The 21,877-nt window shown below is 66.5% G+C and carries 21 protein-coding genes; 19 read left to right on the plus strand and 2 right to left on the minus strand.

Features of this window, described 5'->3' with window-relative positions; genetic code table 11:
• Positions 1-297: 297 nt before the first annotated feature.
• The 10 genes from ccoN to METLW4_RS0114070 all read left to right on the plus strand — a co-directional run bounded on the left by ccoN (position 298) and on the right by METLW4_RS0114070 (position 12,029).
• Positions 298-1,953, plus strand: coding sequence for a cytochrome-c oxidase, cbb3-type subunit I (gene ccoN, locus METLW4_RS0114025; protein ID WP_018266850.1), 1,656 nt, complete (start codon positions 298-300; stop codon positions 1,951-1,953).
• Positions 1,954-1,965: 12 nt separating this feature from the next.
• On the plus strand, positions 1,966-2,724 hold the full coding sequence (gene ccoO / locus METLW4_RS0114030) for a cytochrome-c oxidase, cbb3-type subunit II (protein WP_018266851.1): 759 nt from the start codon (positions 1,966-1,968) through the stop codon (positions 2,722-2,724).
• A 3-nt stretch (positions 2,725-2,727) separates the two neighbouring features.
• On the plus strand, positions 2,728-2,880 hold the full coding sequence (locus tag METLW4_RS0114035; RefSeq protein ID WP_018266852.1) for a cbb3-type cytochrome c oxidase subunit 3: 153 nt from the start codon (positions 2,728-2,730) through the stop codon (positions 2,878-2,880).
• A 4-nt stretch (positions 2,881-2,884) separates the two neighbouring features.
• Positions 2,885-3,772: a cytochrome-c oxidase, cbb3-type subunit III gene (gene ccoP, locus METLW4_RS0114040; RefSeq protein WP_018266853.1), complete on the plus strand. Its 888-nt coding sequence runs from the start codon at positions 2,885-2,887 to the stop codon at positions 3,770-3,772.
• Between the two features lie 11 nt (positions 3,773-3,783).
• Positions 3,784-5,232 (plus strand): cytochrome c oxidase accessory protein CcoG, encoded by a 1,449-nt coding sequence (ccoG, locus tag METLW4_RS0114045; protein ID WP_018266854.1) that lies wholly within the window; start codon positions 3,784-3,786, stop codon positions 5,230-5,232.
• Between the two features lie 10 nt (positions 5,233-5,242).
• A complete protein-coding gene (locus METLW4_RS0114050) occupies positions 5,243-5,749 on the plus strand; it encodes a FixH family protein (RefSeq protein ID WP_026191512.1) in 507 nt (168 codons plus the stop codon).
• 7 nt (positions 5,750-5,756) lie between these two features.
• Positions 5,757-8,051: a heavy metal translocating P-type ATPase gene (locus tag METLW4_RS0114055; protein WP_018266856.1), complete on the plus strand. Its 2,295-nt coding sequence runs from the start codon at positions 5,757-5,759 to the stop codon at positions 8,049-8,051.
• Positions 8,052-8,201: 150 nt separating this feature from the next.
• Positions 8,202-8,360, plus strand: coding sequence for a cbb3-type cytochrome oxidase assembly protein CcoS (ccoS, locus tag METLW4_RS0114060; RefSeq protein WP_018266857.1), 159 nt, complete (start codon positions 8,202-8,204; stop codon positions 8,358-8,360).
• Positions 8,357-9,442, plus strand: a complete 1,086-nt coding sequence (locus METLW4_RS0114065; protein ID WP_018266858.1) for a hypothetical protein — start codon at positions 8,357-8,359, stop codon at positions 9,440-9,442. Before ccoS ends, METLW4_RS0114065 begins: the two co-directional genes overlap by 4 nt.
• A 115-nt stretch (positions 9,443-9,557) precedes the next feature.
• Positions 9,558-12,029 (plus strand): TIGR02302 family protein, encoded by a 2,472-nt coding sequence (locus METLW4_RS0114070; protein ID WP_018266859.1) that lies wholly within the window; start codon positions 9,558-9,560, stop codon positions 12,027-12,029.
• 86 nt (positions 12,030-12,115) lie between these two features.
• Here METLW4_RS0114070 and METLW4_RS0114075 read toward each other — a convergent pair whose 3' ends face one another.
• Positions 12,116-12,706: a TetR/AcrR family transcriptional regulator gene (locus METLW4_RS0114075; protein WP_018266860.1), complete on the minus strand. Its 591-nt coding sequence runs from the start codon at positions 12,704-12,706 to the stop codon at positions 12,116-12,118.
• A 182-nt stretch (positions 12,707-12,888) separates the two neighbouring features.
• On the opposite strand from METLW4_RS0114075, the gene METLW4_RS0114080 reads away from it, so the two are divergent.
• The 4 genes from METLW4_RS0114080 (at position 12,889) to METLW4_RS0114095 (ending at position 14,948) form a co-directional block, all read left to right on the plus strand.
• The gene (locus METLW4_RS0114080) at positions 12,889-13,386 is read left to right on the plus strand and encodes a hypothetical protein (protein ID WP_157235136.1); all 498 of its coding nucleotides are present in this window, start codon (positions 12,889-12,891) and stop codon (positions 13,384-13,386) included.
• Positions 13,387-13,607: 221 nt separating this feature from the next.
• Positions 13,608-13,799 carry a twin transmembrane helix small protein gene (locus METLW4_RS0114085; protein ID WP_018266862.1) on the plus strand — a complete coding sequence of 64 codons (192 nt, stop codon included), beginning with the start codon at positions 13,608-13,610 and terminating at the stop codon, positions 13,797-13,799.
• Positions 13,800-13,816: 17 nt separating this feature from the next.
• Positions 13,817-14,395 (plus strand): cob(I)yrinic acid a,c-diamide adenosyltransferase, encoded by a 579-nt coding sequence (locus METLW4_RS0114090; protein ID WP_018266863.1) that lies wholly within the window; start codon positions 13,817-13,819, stop codon positions 14,393-14,395.
• A 10-nt stretch (positions 14,396-14,405) separates the two neighbouring features.
• The gene (locus METLW4_RS0114095) at positions 14,406-14,948 is read left to right on the plus strand and encodes a GrpB family protein (RefSeq protein WP_018266864.1); all 543 of its coding nucleotides are present in this window, start codon (positions 14,406-14,408) and stop codon (positions 14,946-14,948) included.
• A gap of 6 nt (positions 14,949-14,954) precedes the next feature.
• On the opposite strand, the gene METLW4_RS0114100 is transcribed toward METLW4_RS0114095, so the two are convergent.
• Positions 14,955-15,506, minus strand: a complete 552-nt coding sequence (locus METLW4_RS0114100; protein ID WP_157235138.1) for a TlpA family protein disulfide reductase — start codon at positions 15,504-15,506, stop codon at positions 14,955-14,957.
• 168 nt (positions 15,507-15,674) lie between these two features.
• Here METLW4_RS0114100 and METLW4_RS0114105 point away from each other — a divergent pair, with 168 nt between their 5' ends.
• The 5 genes from METLW4_RS0114105 (at position 15,675) to METLW4_RS0114125 (ending at position 21,864) form a co-directional block, all read left to right on the plus strand.
• Positions 15,675-17,078 carry a cation-efflux pump gene (locus tag METLW4_RS0114105; protein ID WP_018266866.1) on the plus strand — a complete coding sequence of 468 codons (1,404 nt, stop codon included), beginning with the start codon at positions 15,675-15,677 and terminating at the stop codon, positions 17,076-17,078.
• Between the two features lie 102 nt (positions 17,079-17,180).
• Positions 17,181-17,846: a hypothetical protein gene (locus METLW4_RS0114110; protein WP_018266867.1), complete on the plus strand. Its 666-nt coding sequence runs from the start codon at positions 17,181-17,183 to the stop codon at positions 17,844-17,846.
• Between the two features lie 45 nt (positions 17,847-17,891).
• Positions 17,892-18,875, plus strand: a complete 984-nt coding sequence (locus METLW4_RS24930) for a hypothetical protein (RefSeq protein WP_018266868.1) — start codon at positions 17,892-17,894, stop codon at positions 18,873-18,875.
• A gap of 9 nt (positions 18,876-18,884) precedes the next feature.
• Entirely contained in the window at positions 18,885-20,489 is a 1,605-nt protein-coding gene (locus METLW4_RS0114120) for a Dyp-type peroxidase (protein ID WP_018266869.1), read from the plus strand.
• Between the two features lie 22 nt (positions 20,490-20,511).
• Entirely contained in the window at positions 20,512-21,864 is a 1,353-nt protein-coding gene (locus tag METLW4_RS0114125) for a cytochrome P450 (RefSeq protein WP_018266870.1), read from the plus strand.
• Positions 21,865-21,877: the final 13 nt, after the last annotated feature.

Genomic DNA, 21,877 nt, shown 5'->3' on the forward strand with positions numbered 1-21,877 from the left:
CGCCTTCGCGCGCGCGCAGGCGCCGAGCATTGCGACAAATAAGCGCGCGTCTCGTTTTATGACGTTTGCGCGCTGCGAAGCGCATGTGCGAAAGTCCCAGAATTCCAGGGAAAATAGCGCACGATTTTCATTCGCCTGTGACATTTGTGCGCAGCGCGGGACGCACGCCGCATTTCTTGATCGATGTCAAATCGCATCGCCGCGCGAGCGATAGACTCTTACGCGTGATCAAAGACGAAAGGCATGGCGCGCGACACGCGCTCAACGCCTTCCCGCCAGTCTGCGAGGATCCCTCCCATGGCGCCGAATGACGCTCCCGCAAAATCCGTCACCTTTTCAGAAGCGACGTTGACGCTTCTCTTCATCGCCTTCGCGGCGTTCTCAGGCTTCGTCGCCTCGCGCGCGCATACGCCGGCCTACGCCTTCCACGCCGCTCTCTTCGGGCTCGGCTCCATCGTCGCCGTTTTCGCTCTGCTGAAGCGCTACGAGCTGCGCGGCGCACAGGCGCCCGCGCCCTTCATCGACGGGCGGCCCAATTACAATTACGGCCCGATCCGCTTTTGCGCGCTCGCCGCATTGTTCTGGGGCGTCGCCGGATTCGCCGTCGGCCTCTATATCGCGTTGGAGCTCGCCTTCCCGGCCTTCAATCTCGATCTGCCCTGGATCAACTTCGGGCGCCTGCGGCCCTTGCACACATCGGCGGTGATCTTCGCCTTCGGCGGCAATGTGCTGCTCGCCACCTCCTTCTATGTCGTGCAGCGCACTTGCCGCACGCGGCTCGCCGGAGATATCGCGCCCTGGTTCGTTGTCCTCGGCTATAATTTCTTCATCCTCATCGCCGGCACCGGCTATCTGCTGGGCGTCACGCGCGGGCATGAATACGCCGAGCCGGAATGGTATGCGATCCTGTGGCTCGTCGTGGTCTGGGTCGTCTATCTCATCGTCTTCCTCGCCACATTGGCCAAGCGCGAGGAGCCGCACATCTATGTCGCCAACTGGTTCTATCTCGCCTTCATCGTGACGGTCGCGGTTCTGGTGCTCGGCAACAACACGGAAATTCCGATCTCCGTCTTCTCGCCGAGATCGGTGATCGTCTGGGCCGGCGTGCAGGATGCGATGATCCAATGGTGGTACGGCCATAACGCGGTCGGCTTCTTCCTCACCGCGGGCTTTCTCGGCATAATGTATTATTTCGTGCCCAAGCGCGCCGAGCGGCCGATCTATTCCTACCGCCTCTCCATCGTACACTTCTGGGCGCTGATCTTCCTCTACATCTGGGCCGGCCCGCATCATCTGCACTATACGGCGCTGCCCGATTGGGCGCAGACGCTGGGAATGACCTTCTCCATCATGCTGTGGATGCCCTCCTGGGGCGGCATGATCAACGGCCTCATGACTCTCTCCGGCGCATGGGACCGTCTGCGCACCGATCCCGTGCTGCGCATGCTCGTCGTCTCCGTCGCCTTCTACGGAATGTCGACATTCGAAGGGCCGCTGATGTCGGTGAAGGCGGTGAACGCGCTGTCGCATTACACCGATTGGGGCATAGGCCATGTGCATTCCGGCAGCCTCGGCTGGGTCGGCTTCGTGTCCTTCGGCGCACTCTATTGTCTTATTCCCTGGGTCTTCGGCCGCAAGCTCTACTCGCTGAAGCTCGTCGACTGGCACTTTTGGACCGCGACCATCGGCATCGTCTTCTACATATCGGCCATGTGGGTCGCCGGCATCATGCAAGGGCTGATGTGGCGCGCCTACACGCCGCAGGGATTCTTGGAATATTCCTTCATCGAGACCACCGAGGCGCTGCATCCCGAATATGTGATCCGCGCGGCGGGCGGCGGCCTCTTCCTCATCGGCGCGCTCATCATGGTCTACAATATCTACAAGACTCTGCGCGCGCCTTCGGCGGCGAGCGCGACAGAATTCTCGCCCCTTCCCGCCCCCGCGCAATAAGAGGAGAGAGACATGTCCGACATTGCGCGCAACGCGCCGACCGGCGGCCTGCAGAAGCGGCTCGAGACCAATTCGATCCTGCTGCTGCTTGCGATCCTTCTGCTGGTCTCGATCGGCGGAATCATCGAGATCGTGCCGCTCTTCTATCTGCACAACACGATCGAGAAGGTGGAAGGCGTGCGGCCTTATTCGCCGCTCGAGCTTTCCGGCTACAACATCTATGTGCGCGAAGGCTGCTACACCTGCCATTCGCAGATGATCCGCCCCTTGCGCGACGAGGTGGAGCGCTACGGCCATTACTCGCTCGCCGCCGAGAGCATGTATGACCATCCGTTCCAATGGGGCTCCAAGCGCAACGGACCGGATCTGGCGCGCGTCGGCGGACGCTACTCCAATGATTGGCAGCGCGATCATTTGCGCGATCCGCGCTCCGTCGTGCCGGCGTCGATCATGCCGGGCTATCCCTTCCTCGCGCAGGCGCCGCTCGACTCCGAGCATATCGTGGAGCAGATGAAAACGCTGCGCCTCGTCGGCGTGCCCTACACGGATGCGCAGATCGACAACGCCAAGGCCGATCTTTCGGCGCAGAGCGCGCCGGACGATCCGGGCGCCGAGGCGCTGCGCCGCCGCTACCCCAATGTCGTCGTCAACGATCAGACCGGCAAGAACGGCGTCACCGAGGAGGATGCGCTCATCGCCTATCTGCAGCATCTCGGCGTCTCGGTGAATTTCAAGCTCTATGACGACAAAGCCGCAGTGAATGTGAGGTGAGCCATGACCACTTACGAATCGTGGCGAGAGCTTTCGGCGAGCTCGGGCCTTTTCTTCTTCGTCGCATTGTTCGCCGGAGTCCTGGCCTATGCGCTATGGCCCTCCAATCGCGAAAAATTCCGACGCGCCGCCGAGACGCCATTGCGAGAGGACTGAAGACATGTCGACGCGACAAGCTCACAGCGACGCGGCCCGCATCGATCCGCATTCCAAGACCAGAACGACCGGCCATGAATGGGACGGCATAGAAGAGCTCGACACGCCGCTGCCGCGCTGGTGGGTCGTCACCTTCTATGCGACGATCCTGTGGTCGATCGGCTATTTTATCGCCTATCCGGCGCTGCCGACTCTTTCCGGCGGCACGCAGGGCCTCATCGGTTGGCATTCGCGCGCATCGGTCGCGCGCGACATGGAGCAGCTGAACGAGATTCGCGGTCCTGTGCTGGAGCGGCTCGCCAATGCGCCATTGGAGGAGATAGAGGCCCGGCCGCAATTGCTCAGCGCGGTGCGCGCGCTCGGCGCCGCCGCCTTCGCCAATAATTGCGCCGGCTGCCATGGCGCCGGCGCGCAGGGCGCGAAGGGCTATCCCAATCTCAATGACGATGATTGGCTGTGGGGCGGCAAGCTCGCCGATATTCGCCGCACCATAGAGCATGGCGTGCGCTGGGACGCCGACAAGGAGACGCGCAGCGAGACCATGCCCGCCTTCGGCCGCGACGGAATGCTCGACGCGAAGCAGATTTCCATCGTCGCCGATCAAGTGCGCGCGATGGCGAAGCTTCCCGGCGGCAAGGCGACGGCGCAAGGCGCCAAGCTCTTCGACGATAATTGCTCCGTCTGCCATGGCGTCGACGGCAAGGGCAATCACGACATGGGCGCGCCCAATCTCACCGACGCTCTGTGGCTGTTCGGCTCCGACAAGGAGACGATCGCGAGCCGCATCGCCAATGGCGGCGGCGGCGTGATGCCGGCGTGGAAGGATCGCCTCGACGAGCCGACGATCAAGGCGCTCACCATCTATGTGCATACGCTCGGCGGCGGCGAGTGAGGGAGCAGAAAATGACGAGCGCCGATATGGGCAAGGCGAAGAGCGGCTCGCTCTACGCGCCGCGCAAGGCGATCTATCCGAAAGAGGTCGAAGGCGCGTTTCGCCGCATCAAATGGGGGCTGCTGGCCTTCACTCTCTCGGTCTATTATCTGCTGCCTTTCGTGCGCTGGGACAGAGGCCCCGGCGCCCCGTCGCAAGCGGTGCTCGTCGATTTTCCGCATCGCCGCTTCTATTTCTTCTTCATCGAGATCTGGCCGCAGGAGGTCTATTATCTCACCGGCCTCCTGATCCTCGCCGCGCTGGTTCTGTTCCTCATGAACGCGCTCGCCGGGCGAGTGTGGTGCGGCTATCTCTGTCCACAGACCGTGTGGACCGATCTCTATCTCGCCGCGGAACGCTGGATAGAAGGCGACGCGCGCGAGCGCGCCCGCAAGGACGCCGGCCCGCGCAGCGCGAAGATTTGGCGCGAGAAAATCGCCAAGCATGCGCTGTGGCTTCTCATCGCCTGGTGGACCGGCGGCGCATGGGTGCTCTATTTCGCCGACGCGCCGACGCTGGTCTATGAGCTCGCGACCTTCCAGCCGGGAATCTCGGAAGCCTATATTTGGATCGGCATTCTCACCTTCACCACCTATATGCTCGCCGGCCATATGCGCGAGCAGGTGTGCCTCTATATGTGCCCCTGGCCGCGCATACAGGCCGCGCTCACCGACGAATATGCGCTGAACGTCACCTATCGCTATGATCGCGGCGAGCCGCGCATGTCGCTGAAGCAGGCGAGCGCGCTGCGCCTCGCCAGCGCGCCGGCCGGCGATTGCGTCGATTGCGGCCAATGTGTCGCCGTCTGCCCGACGGGCGTCGACATTCGCCAGGGCGCCTCGCTCGGCTGCGTGCAATGCGGCCTGTGCATAGACGCCTGCGACGCCGTGATGGCGAAGATCGGCCGCTCGGCGCGGCTCATCGCCTATGACACGCAGATGAATTGCGAGCGCCGCCGCAAGGGCGAGGCGCCCGTCTACAAGCCGCTGCGCGCGCGCACCATCGTCTACGTCGCGCTCATTCTCGCGATCGGCGCGCTCATGACCGCAAAGCTGGCGACGCGCGAGGACGCAGCCCTCTCCGTGCTGCATGATCGCAACCCTCTCGCCGTGACGCTCAAGGATGGCAGCATTCGCAACGCCTACACCATTCGCTTCGCCAATATGAGCGCCGAGCCGCGCCGCTTTCTTCTGGATACGAGCGGCGTCGAGGACGCCGAGGTGGAGATCGTCGGCGTAGAGCCCGACGCCGAAGGCCGCATGATCGTCGGCGTCGGCGCCGATCAGACGCGCGAGACGCGCGTGCTCGTCACATGGCGCGGCGCGCGCAGAGCCAAGGGACAGACGCCGATCCTCTTCACCTCCAAGGAGCTGGAGAGCGACGCATCCGTCACAATGAAAGACGTGTTCGTGACCCCGTGAGGAAAAAGCCATGTCGCACATAAATCTGATGCGCGCGGCGCCCCAGCGTCGCCTCGGCGGTTGGCAGGTTCTGCTGCTGCTCGTCTTCTTCTTCGGCGTCGTCGCTTCGGTCAATGCCGTGATGATCTACGCCGCCCTCTCCACTTTCCGCGGCGAGGAGGTGAGCCGCGCCTATGAGAGAGGCCTCGCCTATAATCTCGACATAGCCGGCGCCCGCGCGCAGAGCGCGCGCGACTGGAAGGTGGAGGCGACGATTCTACGTCGCGGCGCCTGGGAGAATCTCGTCTCGGTCACGCTGCGCGATGAAAATGGCGGCCTGTCGGGGCTGAAGCTGACGGCGGAAATCCGCGCGCCGGTCGACGGCCGCAAGGATGTCGCGGTCGATCTCGCTGAGATTGCGCCGGGCCGCTATGAGGCGCCGATCGTGATCGAATCCGGCTTCCGCGATCTCGTGCTGGTCGCGACGCGCGACGGCCGCGAAATGTTCCGCTCGAAGAGTCGTATCCGCATCGATTGAGCGCGTCATGACCATGGACGTCGATTTCTCCGCTCTCGCGACGCGCGACCGCAATGGCGCGCTGCGCCTGGAGCTGGCGCTGGACGGAATGACCTGCGCCGCCTGCATTTTCGAGATCGAGGCGGCGCTTAAGGCCATTCCCGATCTCGTCACGGCGCGCGTGAATTACGCCGATCGACGCCTCTCGCTGGAATGGACGGCGCCCGATTTCGACTTCGCCGCCGTGTCGGAAAGGCTGCGGCGCATGGGCTATCGCGCGCGGCCGTTCGAGCGCGAGAGCGGCGAGAACGCGGAGCGCGAGACGGCGCGGCGCCTGCTGCGCTGCCTCGCCGTCGCCGGCTTCGCCACGGTGAATGTTATGATGCTGTCCGAGGCCGTGTGGCTCGGCGGCGATATGGACGAGGCGACGCGCGATTTTTTCCATGGCGTCTCCGCGCTCATCGCTCTGCCCGCCACGGCTTTCGCCGGCCAGCCCTTCTTTGCCAGCGCCTTCGCCGCGCTGCGCGCGCGGCGGCTGAACATAGACGTGCCGATCTCGCTCGGCGTGCTGCTGTCGCTCGCAATGTCGGTCTATGAGACGCTCACCCATGCGCCGCACGCCTATTTCGATTCGGCGACCATGCTGCTCGCCTTTCTGCTGCTTGCGCGCTATCTCGATTGCGCCATGCGCCGCAAGACGCGCGCCGTCGCCGCCAATCTCGCCGCGCTGCGCGCGCCCGCCGCTTGCCGCATCGCCGCCGACGGCGCGCAAAATTATGTTCCGCTCGCCGCGCTGGCGCCGGGCGATCGCGTGCTGACGCGACCAGGCGAGCGCATTCCCGCCGATGGCGTCGTTCTTTCCGGCGAGGCGAGCCTCGATGAGAGCCTCGTCACCGGCGAGACGCGCCGCCGCTGCGTTTCTGCGGGCGATGCGGTCTATGCCGGCGCGCTGAATTTCGACGGCGCGCTGACGATGCGCGTGCAGGCCGCCGCCGGCGACTCGCTCATCGACGAGATCGAGCGCTTGGTGGAGAAAGCGACGGCGGCGCGCTCGCGCTATCTGCGCCTCGCAGATCGCGTCTCGCGCCTCTATGCGCCTCTCGTTCATCTCGCCGCGCTCGGCGCGCTGCTCGCATGGCTCGCGGCCGGCGCCTCGCTGCATGATGCGCTGGTGACGGCCATCGCCGTGCTGATCGTCACCTGCCCTTGCGCGCTGGCCCTCGCCGTGCCCGCCGTGCAGGTCGCCGCGAGCGGCGCGCTGTTTCGCGCCGGCGTGCTGCTCAATTCCGACGATGCGCTGGAGCGTCTCGCCGAGATCGACACGGTCGTCTTCGACAAGACCGGCACGCTGACGACGCCGGAGCCCTGCGTCGTCAATGCGCAGGAGATCGAGCCGGAGCTATTGGCGCTCGCCGCGCGGCTCGCGCATTCGAGCCGCCATCCGCTCGCCTGCGCAGTGGCGCGCGAATATCCGCGCGCCATGGCGATCGAAGGCGCGCGCGAGGAGCGCGGCGCCGGCGTTATCGGCATTGTGGAGGGCGTCGAGGCGCGGCTCGGCGATTTGCGCTTCTGCGGCGTCGATGAAATCGCGACGGACGAAGATGCATCCGTCATCGCCTTTCGTCATGGCGAGCGCGTCGCTCTGCTGGGCGTGAGGCAGACATTGCGCCATGATGCGCGCGAAACGATCGACGCGCTGCGGCGGCGCGGCTTGCGCGTGCTGATCTTGTCCGGCGATCGCGCCGCGCCGGTGGAGGCGGCGGCGCACGCGCTCGGCGTGACGGAATGGCGCGGCGCATTGAAGCCCGCCGATAAGGTGGCGCGGCTCGAGGCGCTGCGCGACGAGGGGCGCAAAACTCTCATGATCGGCGATGGGATCAATGATGCGCCGGCGCTCGCCGCCGCTCATGTGTCGCTGTCGCCGATCGACGCGACGCAGATCGCGCAAGCGGCGGCCGACGCCGTGTTTCTCGGCGATGGCCTCGCGCCCATCGTCACGACGATCGACGCGGCGCGGCTCGCCCGCGCCTTGATGCGGCAAAATCTCGCTCTGTCGCTGCTCTACAATATCGTCGCCGCGCCGCTCGCAATGGCGGGATTGCTGACGCCGCTCATCGCCGCCATCGCGATGTCGAGCTCTTCGCTCATCGTCACGCTCAATGCGCTGCGCGCCGGCGGCGCGAATGGATCGGGTGAACGAGACACACGCCGGAAGAGGTGTTTTCTACCTCCCCCTCGAGGGGGGAGGTCGAGCGCCGAAGGCGATCGGGAGGGGGTGACGCCCCGAGTCGTCGCCGCGGAACCCCACCCCGGACCGCCATAGGGCGTTCTATAAAGAACGCCCGTCGCAAGCGCCGGGCTATCGCGGTCCGACCCTCCCCCTAAAGGGGAGGGTAAATGCGCCGACTCTCGCGTCGACCAGATCGCCCTGCGCCACGCGCATCGACGCATAGCAGAAAAGAGAGTCGCCCGCATGAATGTCCTTCTCTTTCTCGTTCCGCTCGCTCTGCTGCTCGGCGCGCTCGGCCTCGCGGCTTTCGTCTGGTCGCTGAATGCGGGCCAATATGAGGATCTCGAAGGCGCCGCCGCGCGCGCGCTCGCCGACGATGACGTCGAGGATGGGCGATCATGAGCCTGCAATTCGATCCGCTGCTCGCGCGGCCGAGCGAGACGCTCTGTCTCTGCCCGCGCATGGACGAGACCGACGACGCGCCGTCGACGCTGCGGCTCGCGCTCGGCTTCGGGCTCGGCGTGCTGGCGCAGGCTTTGGCGCTCTCGCAATTGCCGCAGGCGGCGCTGCTCATCGCGCCGCGCGCGGATGAGATCGGCTGGCCGCTGGCGCTGATGCTCATCGGCGCAGCGCTCGCCTCTTTTCCGGCGGCGCTGCTGGTCGACGGATTCGGACGGCGCGCCGCCTTCGCGCTGGGGGCGAGCCTCGGCGTCGGCGGCGGGCTGCTCGCCGCCTTCGGCATGACGCGCGGACATTTCCCGGCGCTATGCCTCGGCGCGCTATGGCTCGGGCTGGCGCAGGGCTTCGGGCTTTTCTATCGCCACATAGCGGCCTCGGCTCGGGGCGGAGTGAGCGTGCTGGCGGGCGGCGCGCTCGCCGCGCTGGCGGCGCCGCTCGCGGCGTATTGCGCAGAGTTCGCAGGAGGCGGAGCGGCGACCTTGCTCTGCGCTTCGTTGCTGCAGATTTTCGCGCTCGCTCTGGCGGTGCGCGCGCCGCATGGCTTCGCGCAGCCTCGGGACGAGGAAGAGGAAGAAGATCGCGATTGGCTGACGCTCCGATTCGCGCTGCTGACGCTCGCCGGCGCGGCGGCCTGGGCGATCATGGCGGCGGCCATGCTGCGCGGCCCCTTGTCGCTCTCGCTCTGCGGAGCGGGCCAGAGCTTCATCGGCGGAGCGATGGCTTGGCATCTGCTCGCAATGTATGGCCCCGCCGCGCTGGCGGCGCGCTGGCCGGCGTTTTTTCCTGCGCTGAAGAGCCTTTGCGCGGGCCTCCTGCTGCTGGCCGGCGCTTTCGCGCTGCTGCGCCTCTCCGCCTCGCCCGCGCTTCTGGCGGCGGGAATGGCGGCGATCGGCGCCGCCTGGTCGCTCGCCAATATCGGCGTGCTGCGGCTGTTGCACGCGGGACGCCGGCCGCCGCCGGCCGCGCTGGCGCTGCATGATCTCTGCCTGCTCGGCGCGGCGGCCGCGGGCGCGCTGGCGCTTTGACCCGATTTCGCCGCATGCTTTTCGCAAATTGCTGAAATCGGCGTAGACTCCCCTTCCGGGACGGGCCTGCGCGGCCGGCGCTCGCGCGCTAAATTGCCCGGCGAGGACGAGAATTATGAGCTTCTGGCGCAAGAAAGAGAGCGACCGCGGCGAGGCTTCGCCGACGCTGGAGGCGCTGGTGCGGCGCTCGCGGGCGGCGCTCGCGCTCGAGCGGCTGGCGCGCGTCGCCACTGGGCTCGCCACATTGCTGCTGGTTTTTCTCGCGGTCTCCTTCGCCGGCCTCTGGCTCGGCGTCGGCGCGAGCGCGCGGGCGCTCGGCGTCGGCGCTTTCGCGCTGGCGGCTCTATGGATCCTCGGGCGCGGCCTCCTCGCCGGCGCGCCGCGGCGCCGCGAGGCTCTGGCGCGTCTCGACGCCTCGCCCGGCGCGGAGCATCGGCCCGCGGCGTCGCTCGAGGACACGCTCGCCGGCGGCGTCGACGATCCGACGACGCGCTCGCTCTGGGCGCTGCATCGCAGCCGGCTCGAGCGCAAGCTCGCGGCGATAGAAGTGACGCCGCCGGACCCCGGCCTGCCGCAGCGCGATCCATTCGCTCTGCGCGCCGCCGCTCTGGTGGCGGCCGTGGCCGCGGCCTTTGTCGCGGGGCCGGATCGCGAGACGCGGCTGCTCGCCGCCTTCGATTGGGAGAGCGGCCCCGCCTCGGCGACGGGGGCGCGGGTCGACGCGTGGTTCGAGCCGCCGGCCTATACGGGCCGGCCGCCCATTGTGCTGCCGCAACGCGCCGAAGGGCCTTGGGCGCAGGTCTCGGTCCCGGTGAATTCGACTCTGGTGCTGCGCAGCCTCGGCGCGCGCGGCGCCGCCACCACCAGCGGCGGCCTCACGCCGATCGAGAGCGGCAAGCAGAAGCAGCCCGGCGGCGAGGCCGAGGAGCGTTTCAAGCTCGCCGGCGACGCCGCGCTGGCGCTGCGCGGCGCGGGCGAGTTCCGCATTCAGGCGATCCCGGACCGCCCGCCGACCATCGAGATCACGCAGCCGCCGCGCAATAATGCGCGCGGCACCATGACGCTCGGCTTTCGCACAGACGATGATTACGGCGTCATCGCCGGCGAGGCGGTCGCCGCTTTGCCCGGCTCGGCGCGGCCGAGCCGCTCGCTCTATCCGCCGCCGCGCCTCGCTCTGCCCGTGCCGCCGACCCGCGGCGGCCTCGGCGAGGCCAAGGCGACGCTCGACTTCTCCGACCACCCCTGGGCCGGCGCGCGCGTCGCGCTGACGCTGGTCGCCCATGACGAGGGCGGCAATGACGGCTTCTCCGCGCCGCTGGACGTCACTCTGCCGGAGCGCCGCTTCGCCAAGCCGCTGGCCCGCGCCCTCGCCGAGCAGCGCCGCAATCTGGCGCTCGACCCCGATCATTCCGCCCGCGTGCTGACGGCGGTGGACGCTCTGTCGTTGGGCTCGGCGCTGTTCGAGACACCCTCCTCCATCTTCCTGGGTCTGAGCGCCGCCAAGGCGCGGCTGCAAGCGGCGCGCGACGACGCCGATCTGCGCGAAGTCGCCGATCTTTTGTGGGCCATGGCGCTCTCTCTCGAGGAAGGCGACGTCTCGCAGGCGGAGCGCGATCTGCGCGCGGCGCAAAAGGAGCTGCGCGAGGCGTTGGCGCGCGGCGCCAGCGAGGAGGAGATCGCCAGACTGACGCAGGACATGCGCGCGGCGCTGGAGAAATTCCTGAGCGGCCTCGGCCAAAAGAGCGGCGAGAAAGCCGAGCGCTCCGCCCCGCAGCAGCAGGGCGATCAGCGCGTGCTGACGCCGGACGATCTCGAGGCCATGCTGAGCGAGATCGAGAAGGCCGAGCGCGCCGGCGATCTCGCCGAGGCGCAGCGACTGCTCGACGATCTGCAGGATGTGCTGGAAAATCTTCGCCCCGCGCAGGCTGGCCGCGCCGACCCGCGCGCGCGGGAAATGTCGCGCGCGCTGGACGAGCTCGATAAGCTCACGCGCGAGGAGCAGCAATTGCGCGACGAGACCAATCGCGGCCAGCAATCCGGCGGACAGCAATCCGGCGGCGAGCCGCGACGCGGCGGCAAGGGCCAATCCTCCTCCTCCGACGACGCCCGCGGACGGCAGAAGGCGCTGCGCGACCGCTTGGAGCGCGAGCAGGACCGGCTGCGCCGCGCCGGCGAGGCCTCGCCCGATCTCTCCGACGCCGACAAGGCGATGAAGGAGGCCGAGAAGGCGCTCGGCCCCGGCGGCGAGGGACCCGGCCGCGCCGTGGACGCCCAGGGCCGCGCGCTGCAGGCGCTGCGCCGCGGGGCCGACCAGCTCGCCTCCCGCATGCAGGGCGAGGGGGAAGAAGGCGAGGGCCAGAACGGCCGCCAGGGCCGCCGCGCCGGAATGCGCCCCGGCGAAGGCGCCGATCCGCTCGGCCGCCCGACCGGCCGCCAGCGCGGCCAAGAGGCCGGCCATTACGATCCGCTCGGCCTGCCGCCCGCCGTGCGCGCCCGCCGCGTGCAGGAGGAGCTGCGCCGTCGTCTCGGCCAGCCCGAGCGCCCGGCGGAGGAGCTGGATTATTTCGAGCGGCTGCTGCGGCGGTGAGGCGCGCTGTGACGGACCGCGACGCCGCTGAGGCGCACGGAGAGGCGACGTAATCGATCCAGTCGAAGCCGAGCGCGAAGGCCCTTTCAGTCGTCCTCCCCCGCTCGGAGCGAGGCGGCGGCGTCGACAGCGGCTCGGCGAATCGACTTGGCGATTTGCTCCGCCAGCCGATTGCTCTTCATAGAACGCGCCAGCGTCAATCCGCCGATCAAAACGCCGAGCATCGACCAGGCGCGAGAGAGTCGCTGCTCCTCGTCTCCGCCCGGCAAGCCGTCGGCGACGAGGCCTGCGATCTTTTTCATTTTCGTTTCGAAGAGGGCTTTTACCTCGGGTTCCGATCGCGCGACCTCGGGCGAAAGGGTCGTCATCGCGCAGCCGCATGCGAGATCGTCGCGATGAGCCTTGCCGAGATAATAATCGGCGAAGGCTCGCACCCAGTCGGCGCCGTGCTCGCTCTGATACTGCGGAATGGCTCCGATCACCTCGTCGAGCCCGAGTTCCAGCGCATCGCGAAACGCGCCGTCCTTCGAGCCGAAATGGGCGTAAAAGGCTCCCGAGGTGACGCCCGCGGCCTTGGCGATGGCGTCGACGCCGACCCCCGCATACCCGTGGCTGCGGAAGCTCCGACTTGCCGCGTCGCGCATGCGCTCGCGGGTCTGCTCCTTCTTCGTAGACATCCGCCCTCGATGGCTTTTATCACGATCGCTATATTTCTCGTTGACAAGATAGCGGTCGTTATCCTAGGTCTGATATATCGATCGTTATATTTCTAGAGCAGCCGGGGCGCAATGCCCCGACCGACGATCGCCATTGCGGAATGGCGCGGCGTTCTGGCCGCATAAATCAGGAGAAAAATCTCATGCTCGAGAAAATCCTATTCCGATCCGCCATCGCGTCTGCGATCGCGCTGACGGCCGCGTCGGGAGCCCAAGCAGGAAAAGCCCAGGCGGCAAACCAGACCTGCATGACGATCGGCGGCGTAGCGATACCGAATTTTTTTGCAGAAGGAGACAATCCGATGATCATTTCCGCCGCGCTGACCGGAAGCGTGAACACGGCGGCTGGAAAGATCATCGCGCAACGACAAACCCCGACCGGTCTCGAAATGGATATGGAGCATTATTTCGGTCGAGACGACGGCGGCGCCTTTCAGACCAAGGATCTGGCCGTTCTTACCGCCGTGCCGGGAAAACCCGGTCGATACATGATCGAGATTTCCTACCACATCCAGGAAAATGTGACCCGCGGGACGTTGAAGGGTTACAAAGGGCAGTTCAACAGTTACGGGCTCGTCGACCTGCGCGATCCAGAAAATTTGGTCGGCCTCGTCCGCTATGTCGGCGACATCTGCAAATAGGGCGTTTCAAAAAAAGCGCCGCCGGGCGACGCTTTGCGGCCCGGCGGGTTCTCTCGCAGCGAACGGATCGACTCCACGCGCTCGACGCGCGCAATAGGAGGATCGCCCGCTCGACGCCGAGCCGAAATCCCCCGCCTCGCGCTCCCCGCTTGCCCATCGCCCCCCGCTCCATTAGTCATTGAAGCGCAACAGAGCGAGCGCCTGCGGGAGGGTGCGGCCCTATGATGTCCAGCTGGTCCAATATCGCCGTCATGGGCGCGGTCGCCGTCGTCGCCATCGTCGTGCTGCTCGGCCTCGGCAATGTGCTGCGTGGGGGCGACGGCAATCTCTCGCAAAAGCTCATGCGCTGGCGCGTGGGCTTGCAATTTTGCGCTCTGCTGCTGATCCTGGCGATCCTCGCCTTTCGTCACTAGAGCAAGAGCCGCCGAAAATGGTCCGCCTCGACAAGATCTACACGCGCGGCGGCGACGCCGGCGCCACTTCCCTCGTCGGCGGCGAGCGTCGCCGCAAGGACGATCTGCGCGTCGAGGCCTATGGCGCAGTGGACGAGACGAACGCCGCCATCGGCCTCGCGCGGCTCGCCACGGGCGAGGACGCGGCGCTCGACGCCATGCTGGCGCGCATACAGAATGATCTTTTCGATCTCGGCGCGGAGCTGGCGACGCCGGTCAAGCCCGGCGAGACTCTGCCGGAGAACAGCCTCGCGATCGTGCAATCGCAAGTCGATCGGCTGGAGCGCGAGATCGACGAGCTGAATGCGACGCTCGCGCCGCTCAAATCCTTCGTGCTGCCGGGCGGAACGCCGACGGCCGCCAATCTCCATCTCGCCCGCACGGTGAGCCGCCGCGCCGAGCGCATAATGGTGGCGCTGGCCAACGCCCCGGAGGAATCGGTCGGCGCCGTGGCGCTGCGCTATGTCAATCGCCTCTCGGATTTCCTCTTCGTCGCCGCGCGCTATGCGAACAAGGGCAGGGGCGACGTGCTGTGGACGCCGGGCGCGACGCGCTGAGACGCCCGCCATGCCCGCGCCGCTCCCAGTCATTCTCAGCGCTCACGATCCGCGCTGGGCGCAGCTCGCCGCCGAGCGCGCCGAGCGGCTGAAGGCTCTCGGCCCGCTGGTCGAAGCCGTTCATCACATCGGCTCGACCTCTGTGCCGGGCCTCACAGCCAAGCCCATCATCGATCTTCTGCCCGTGGTGAGCGATCTCGCCACGCTCGACGAGCGGCGGAGCGAGGTGGAGGCGCTCGGCTATGAGTGGCATGGCGACTATGGAATAGAAGGAAGGCGCTTCTGCACCTGCTCGGACGCCGCCGGAGCGCGCCTCGCCAATGTGCATTTCTTCGCGGCCAATTCGCCGCATGTGGCGCGCCATCTCGCCTTTCGCGATTATTTGCGCGCGCATCCCGCGGCGGCGCGCGCCTATGAGCGGGAGAAGCGCCGCGCCAGCGCGCTGCACCCGGACAATTCGCACGATTATACCGATGAGAAGGCCGCCTTTGTGAAGGCGATGGAAGGCGAGGCGCTCGCTTGGCGCGAGAGGAATCGACCGCTCGCGAAGTGAGCCGCCTCAGCGCTTGCCGTCGATCCAGCTCGCGAGCTTCAGATCGGTCAGCGCGCCGATCTCCGTCCGCAGGGAGCCATTGGCGGCGACGAAAGCAGTGAAGGGCAGCTCGCCCTCCCAATGGCGATCGACCTCGAAATAGAGCCGCTCGACGAAACGATCGGCGAAAGCGAAATTGACGGACTGCTTCAGCCCCGCCTTCTCCATGCGCGCCAAGGCGCGGTGACGATCGCTCTCCGGGTCGGCGTTGACGAAGACGAAATCGACGCCCGGCGTCTCGCGCGCGAGCTTGCCCCATTCGGCGAGCTCCGAGACGCAGATGACGCAGGTCACAGACCAGAAATGCACAATGAGCGGACGGCCGGCGTGCGCCTTGCGGATGGCCTCGAAAGAGCCGCGCGCGAAAGGCGCCACCTCCTGCGTGCGCGCCTCTTGCGCCTGCGCGGCCGGTAGCCATCCGAATTGCGGCCGTCCGAATTGGGGCCATGCGAATTGCGCCATTGCGCAGGCCGCGAGGCCGGCGGCGGCCAATAGCGCATGTCTGATCCTCGGCCGCATCGTCTCTCGCTCCTTGTCGCGCCCCCTCCTACCCTTAGCGGAAATCGGCCGCAGAGGCGAGCGGCGCCCTTAGCGACGGAAAATGCGGCGGATGATTTGCGCCTGTCGCATTGTGTTGTTAAGTCTGGGACCCGCGGCGCGGCGGCGCGCCGACCAACCGATCCGCCCATGTCCGACACAGCCGACACCTCGACCGACGCGGCCGCGCGCAAGACCGCGGCCGCCAAAGCCTCGATCGCCGCGAGCGCCGTGCTGACGCTGGCCAAGCTCGCGGCGGGGCCCGCCTCCGGCTCTCTGGCCCTGATCTCGGAGGCCGGCCATTCGGCCGCCGACGTCGCCGCCACAGTGCTGACCTATGTCGCCGTGCGCCAGGCCGAGAAGCCGGCGGACGAGAAGCATCATTATGGCCATGGCAAGGTCGAATCGCTCGCCGCGCTGATCGAGACCGGCCTGCTCTTCGGCCTCGCGCTGGTGGTCGCCGGCCAGGCGGCGCAGCGGCTCGGCGACACGGATGTCGAGATCGACGCCGGCTGGCCCGTCTTCGCCGTGCTGATTCTCTCCATCGTCGTCGATTTCGCGCGCGCGCGGCGGCTCGGCGCCGTCGCCGAGGAGACGCAGAGCGACGCGCTGGCCGCCGACGCGCTGCATTTCACCAGCGATCTCGTCTCCTCGGCGCTGGTCATCGTCGGCCTCGCGGCCACGCGCGCCGGCTTTGCGCAGGGCGACGCGCTCGCGGCTTTCGGCGTCGCGGTCTTCATCGCCATCGCCGGCTACAGGCTGGGGCGCCGCACTGTGGCGACGCTGCTCGACGCCGCGCCGCAGGAGCTGGTGCCGCAAATACAAGACATTCTGCGCGCCGCTCCCGGCGTGATCGCGGTGGAGAGCCTGCGCCTGCGCACCGCCGGCCCCATGGTGATGGGCGAGGCCGTCATCGGCGTCGCGCGGACGCTGCCGCTGGAGCGCGCCGCGCGCATAAAGGAAGAGGCCAACGCCGCCATCATCCGCGCGATTCCCGGCGCGCAGATCACCCTCGCCACGCGCCCGATCGCGCTCGACGACGAGACCGTGCTGGAGCGCATTCTGCTCGTCGCCGCGCGGCGCCGCATACAAGTGCATCACATCATCGCGCAGACGGTGGGCGAGCGCCTCTCCATCACGCTGGATCTCGAGCTCGACGGCGGCATGTCGCATGGGCGCGCGCATCAGATCGCCTCGGACCTCGAGCAGGCGATCCGCGAGGAGTTCGGCGAGGCGATCGAGATCGATACGCATATAGAGCCTTCCGAGCCGCATCTGCTCACCGGCCAGGACGCCGAGCCGCAGACGCGCCGCGCCATCGCCGACGCGCTCGCGCGTCACGCCGCGCGGGGCGGAAAGGTGGTGAATGTCCACGACGTTCGCGCGCGCGAGACGGGGGAAGGGCTCGTCGTCAATTACCACTGCTGCGTCGATCCGCAGCTCTCCGTCGACGCCACGCACGCCGCCGTCGACGAGGTGGAGCGGGCGGTGCGCGGCGAATTTCCGAACATCCTTCGAATTGCGGGACATGCGGAAATAAACGACCATTCCTGAGCGCGCCGGAGCGCGCGGCGCGCAGTGTCCATATTGTCTTTTGAGCAGAATGCAGCTATCCGTAGCGCGGAATAATGGAATAGATTTTTCGAGGCCGAGATCATGTCGAACGTCACGGGCAAAGCCTATGGAATGAACGTCATTACGCCGATGAAGCCCTGGCGGACATGGTTCAATCGCTTCAGCTTCATGATCTCGCGGTCGATCCCCTCCTCGCTCGGCGGCCTGCTCGGACTGCGTTTCATCCATTTCGCGCGCTGGGCCATCATCAAGCGCGACCAATGGCCCGATCTCGGCCAGGGCAAGCAGCAGCTCGCCAATGACTATCTGCTGTTCTGCAGCAATTTCAACGGCACCTGGGACCAATATATCGACGCCTTCGCCGACGGCCTGCCCAATGGCCTCGATCTGCTCTGGTACACGAGCACGAAATATCCGCATTCCGTGCCGATCACGCCGTTCAAGAATTACATTCGCGCCAATCAGATCGACACCAATTACTATTACAATTCCGTTCCCGGCGCCGCGCAGCGCGACGTGACGGCCGCCCTGCGCGTGCGCGAGGCGCTGCTGAAGCTCGAGGCGAATCTGCAAGCCTCGACGCCAGAACAGTTCCGCGCGCTCTACGTCCGCTATCTCTGCACGGTGCAGAACGACCTCGGCTACGAAGGTCGCGCGCCGGTCGCCAGCAATGATACGGAAAACGCCGAGATCAATCGCGAGGACTATCTGCACTTCGCCGGCGAGCTGGCGACGAGCGCCCGCTGACGCATCCGTCCGCCAGACAGAATTCACGTTTTCAAAGAGGCCGTCATGCCGACCTTCGATAGCGGAGCCTATTTCCTCACGACGCTCATTCCCGTCAGCACGGCGACGATCGTCGAGGATGGCGTCCCCACCTCGCCCGTGCACGCTCTGCGCAAGCATTTGTCGTTGATGCCGCGCGGCGAGAGGAGCCCTTTCGCCACCAACACGACCAATCATTTCGCGCGTCTCGTCGTGATCGACGACGTGGACTACAATGGTCGCGAGCAGCCCAACACGCTGCTGGTCGCGGCCAGCCCCGAGCTGCCGATCGACCAGAAATACAAGGACATGCTCAATCCGGTGATCGCGCAGCCGCAAGATCACCTCTCTTGTCCCTTCCTGTTCTTCTCCGCCGATTTCGACTCCAAGACCGGCTCGGACGCCGAGCGCGACGCCTATCTTCGCGATCTGTGGACGCAATCGGAAGGCGAGCTGCGAAAAGTCTTCAAATATTGTCTCGGCTTCGAGGCGCGCGTGCGCGATGCGGCGAGCTTCGCCAAATATGTCGCCGACTGCCAGATCGAGACGACCATGCCCTTCCATGATTATTGGGCGCATGGCGTGCCGGCGGACAAGCTGCCGAATGTGTCGCTGAAGACGGTGGGCCTCGCGGGTCTCGGGATTTTCGTGGCCGCCGCGGCGCTGGTCTATTTCTGGCTGCTGCCGCATTTCCTGCACGGCTTCATCGGCGCGCTGCTGGCGATCGCCGCCGGCGTCGGCGTCGCGGGCCTCGCCATCTATCTCTACATTCTCGACTTCGGCAAAAAGCCCTTCCCCGCGGCGCCCGACTCCACTTTGCCGGATGTGCTGAAGGCGCTCTATCTGCGTCGCGAGCTCACGCGCTTCGCCATCGACAATCAAGTCGACGCCGCCGGGACGGATTCGGCTTCGGCGCAGCGCCTCTATGACGCTTTCAAAGCTTTCATCGACGCCAACAAGCCGGGCGATGTCGAAGGACCGACGCAAAAGCCGGGCGCAATCGGAATCTAGGGGCGGAAAATGTCAGTCGTTCTCGACCTCGCGGATATTCAGGGCAATATTCTCGAAGCCTATCCCAAGCAGGGCTATTTCAAGGGCCGCACAATTCTGCTGAACATCGGCGGCGACTCGAAGACGAGCCGCGCCGCCAATGGCCGCCATTTCGTGACCAGGCTGCTGCCGCGCGTCACCACGGCGCTGGCGGGCGCGAGCGTCGGCGATGCGGTTCGTCCGCCGGCGGTCGCCGTCAATGTCGCTTTCACCTTCTACGGCCTGCTCATGCTCGGCGTGCCGACGCGCACGCTGCGCGGCCTGCCGGACGAGTTCATCGACGGCATGGCCGCCCGCGCGCGCATGCTGGGCGATGATTTCAGCGGCGACCATTGGCAGGAGAAATGGGACACCGTCTGGCAGAACAAAGGCAAGCCGCCGGAGGCCGCGGTCCATATTCTCATCGTGCTCAACCAGCATTACACGGCGAGCGCGGCCGATCTCGACGCGACGACGGAGGCGATCGTCGCCCTCGCCGCGGAGAATGGCGTGAGTGTGCTCGCCGGCCATAATCCGCCCGGCAAGGAGCAGACGGCCTATCAGGATATTTCGGCGATCTTCGACGCCAATGGCAAGCCGACGCCCAAGGAGCACTTCGGCTTCTCTGACGGCATCAGCGATCCGGTGTTCGAGGGGCAATATCCGGCCGACAGACTGCAGAGCGCCGCGATCGGCCAAGGCGCCGTCGATGGCAATGGCGCTTGGCGCGCGCTGGCGGCGGGCGAATTCCTGCTCGGCTATCCCGACGAGGCGCAGGAGATTCCCGGCGCCGCCATGCCGCTCGCCTTCAGCCGCAACGGCACCTTCATGGCCTATCGCAAGCTGCATGAGCATGTCGGCGCGTGGAACAGGTTCATCGGCGAGCAGGCCGAGAAATTCGCCGCCTTCCGCGGCATTCCCGTGGTCGAGGCGCGCGAGACTCTGCTCGCCAAAATGGCCGGCCGCTGGTCGGACGGCGTGCCGCTGATGAAGGCGAAGGACTTCGCCGAATGGCAGGCCTTCAACGAGAAATTCCCGGAAGGCTCGTCGGAGCGCGAGCGCGAGCTCGTCGACTTCACCTATCGCAAGGACCTCGACGGCGAGCAATGCCCGATGACGTCGCATACGCGCCGCGTGAACACGCGCGACGCGCTCGACCCTTGGGTGCAGACGAATCCGAAGCTGGCGTCGGGCTCCGTGCTCAATAATCGCCGTCGCATCCTGCGCCGCGGCCTGCCCTACGGCTCCTCCGGCCCGGAGGCGACGGATGACGGCGATCACGGCATTGTGATGCTGGTCGTCTGCTCGAGCCTCGCGCGCCAATTCGAATTCGTGCAGCAGCAATGGATTCATTATGGCCTCGACGCCAATGCGGGCAATGACACCTGCCCCATCGTCGGCAATCACTCGCAGGGCGACGCCCGCAACGGCCCCAAGGCCAAATTCGTGGTGACGTCCGAGCAGGACTCGGGCAAGCCGCCTTATGTCGCCGAGGGTCTGCCGCAATTCGTGGAGACGCGCGGCGGCGAATATTTCTTCGTGCCGAGCCTCACCGCTCTGCGCATGATCGGCATGGGCACGGTCGATCCGACCTGAAGACCCCAGCGGGAAAAAGACGATGACCTTGTTGAAGAACATCTTCGCCGCGCTGCGCGCCTATGCGCTGACGCTCCTCGACGCGGTCGTCGCCCTTTTCTCGCTGATCGCGACGACGGCGCGCGCGCTCGTCACCGGCAAGGGAACGCTGAAGGAGCGCCTGATCGGAGCGCTCACGCGGCCGAGCTCGCTGATCGCGATCTGCGCCATCGTCCGCGCGGTGCGGCCCAATTTCGTGATCGGCAAGCAGCTGATCACCAGCTATGAGAACAATGGCACGGCCTTCGTCCTGCGCGCCACGGATGTGATCGAGGTGCTCGACCGCGAGGAGGATTTCGCCGTCGTCTATGAGCCGAAGATGCGCGCCATCACCGGCGGCGCCAATTTCTTCCTCGGCATGCAGAACACGGCGCAATATCAGCACGACACATCGCTGATGAAGCTCGCCATGCGCCGCGACGACGTCGAGGCTCTGGTGACGCCGCTCGCCCGCGCCCGCGCCGAGGCCTATGCGAGCGCCTTCCCCAAGCGCATCGACGTGCCGCAAGAGCTGACGCTGCGCGTTCCGGCCGCCATCGTCTCCGATTATTTCGGCGTTTCCGCCCAGGCCGAGACCGACGCCATCCAATGGGCGACCAGCTTGTTCTGGTGGCTGTTCGTCGATCTCAAAGGCGAGCCGGCGATCGAGACCAAGGCGCTGATGGCCGCGGCCGATCTTCGCGCGGCGATCGACGCCGCTATAGCCGCTCGCAAGGCGAGCGGCGAGAAGAAGGACGATGTGCTCGGCCGCGCGCTGGAGCTGCAGAAGGGCGCGCCGGAATTCGACGACATCGCCATTCGCGACAATCTCATCGGCCTCGTCATCGGCGCGATCCCGACCATTTCCAAAGCCTCGGTGCAGGCGCTCGACCAATTGCTCGACCGGCCGGAGGCGCTCGCCGGCGCCCATGCCGCGGCCGTGGCCGGCGACGAAGCGCTGCTCGGCGCCTATCTCTTCGAGGCGCTGCGCTTCAACCCGGTCAATCCGGTCATCTACCGCCGCGCCAACCGCTCGACGGTGATCGCCGCCAACACTTTCCGCGCCCGCAAGATCCCGGAGGGAGCCATGGTGCTCGCCTCCAATCTCTCGGCCATGTTCGATCCGCTGCAGATCGACAAGCCGAACGAGTTCCGCGTCGATCGTCCCTGGGGCAATTACATTCTCTGGGGCTATGGCATGCACACATGCTTCGGCGCCTATATCAACCGCGCCGTGATCCCGGCCATTCTGCGCCCTGTGCTGGCGCGGCCCAATCTGCGCCGCGCAGCCGGCGCGGCGGGCCAAATCGACGTCTCGACGCCCTTCCCGCAGCATTTCGTGGTAGAGAGCGACTGACGGGCGGCTCGAG

It is taken from the genome of Methylosinus sp. LW4, assembly GCF_000379125.1.
Taxonomy (GTDB): Bacteria; Pseudomonadota; Alphaproteobacteria; order Rhizobiales; family Beijerinckiaceae; genus Methylosinus.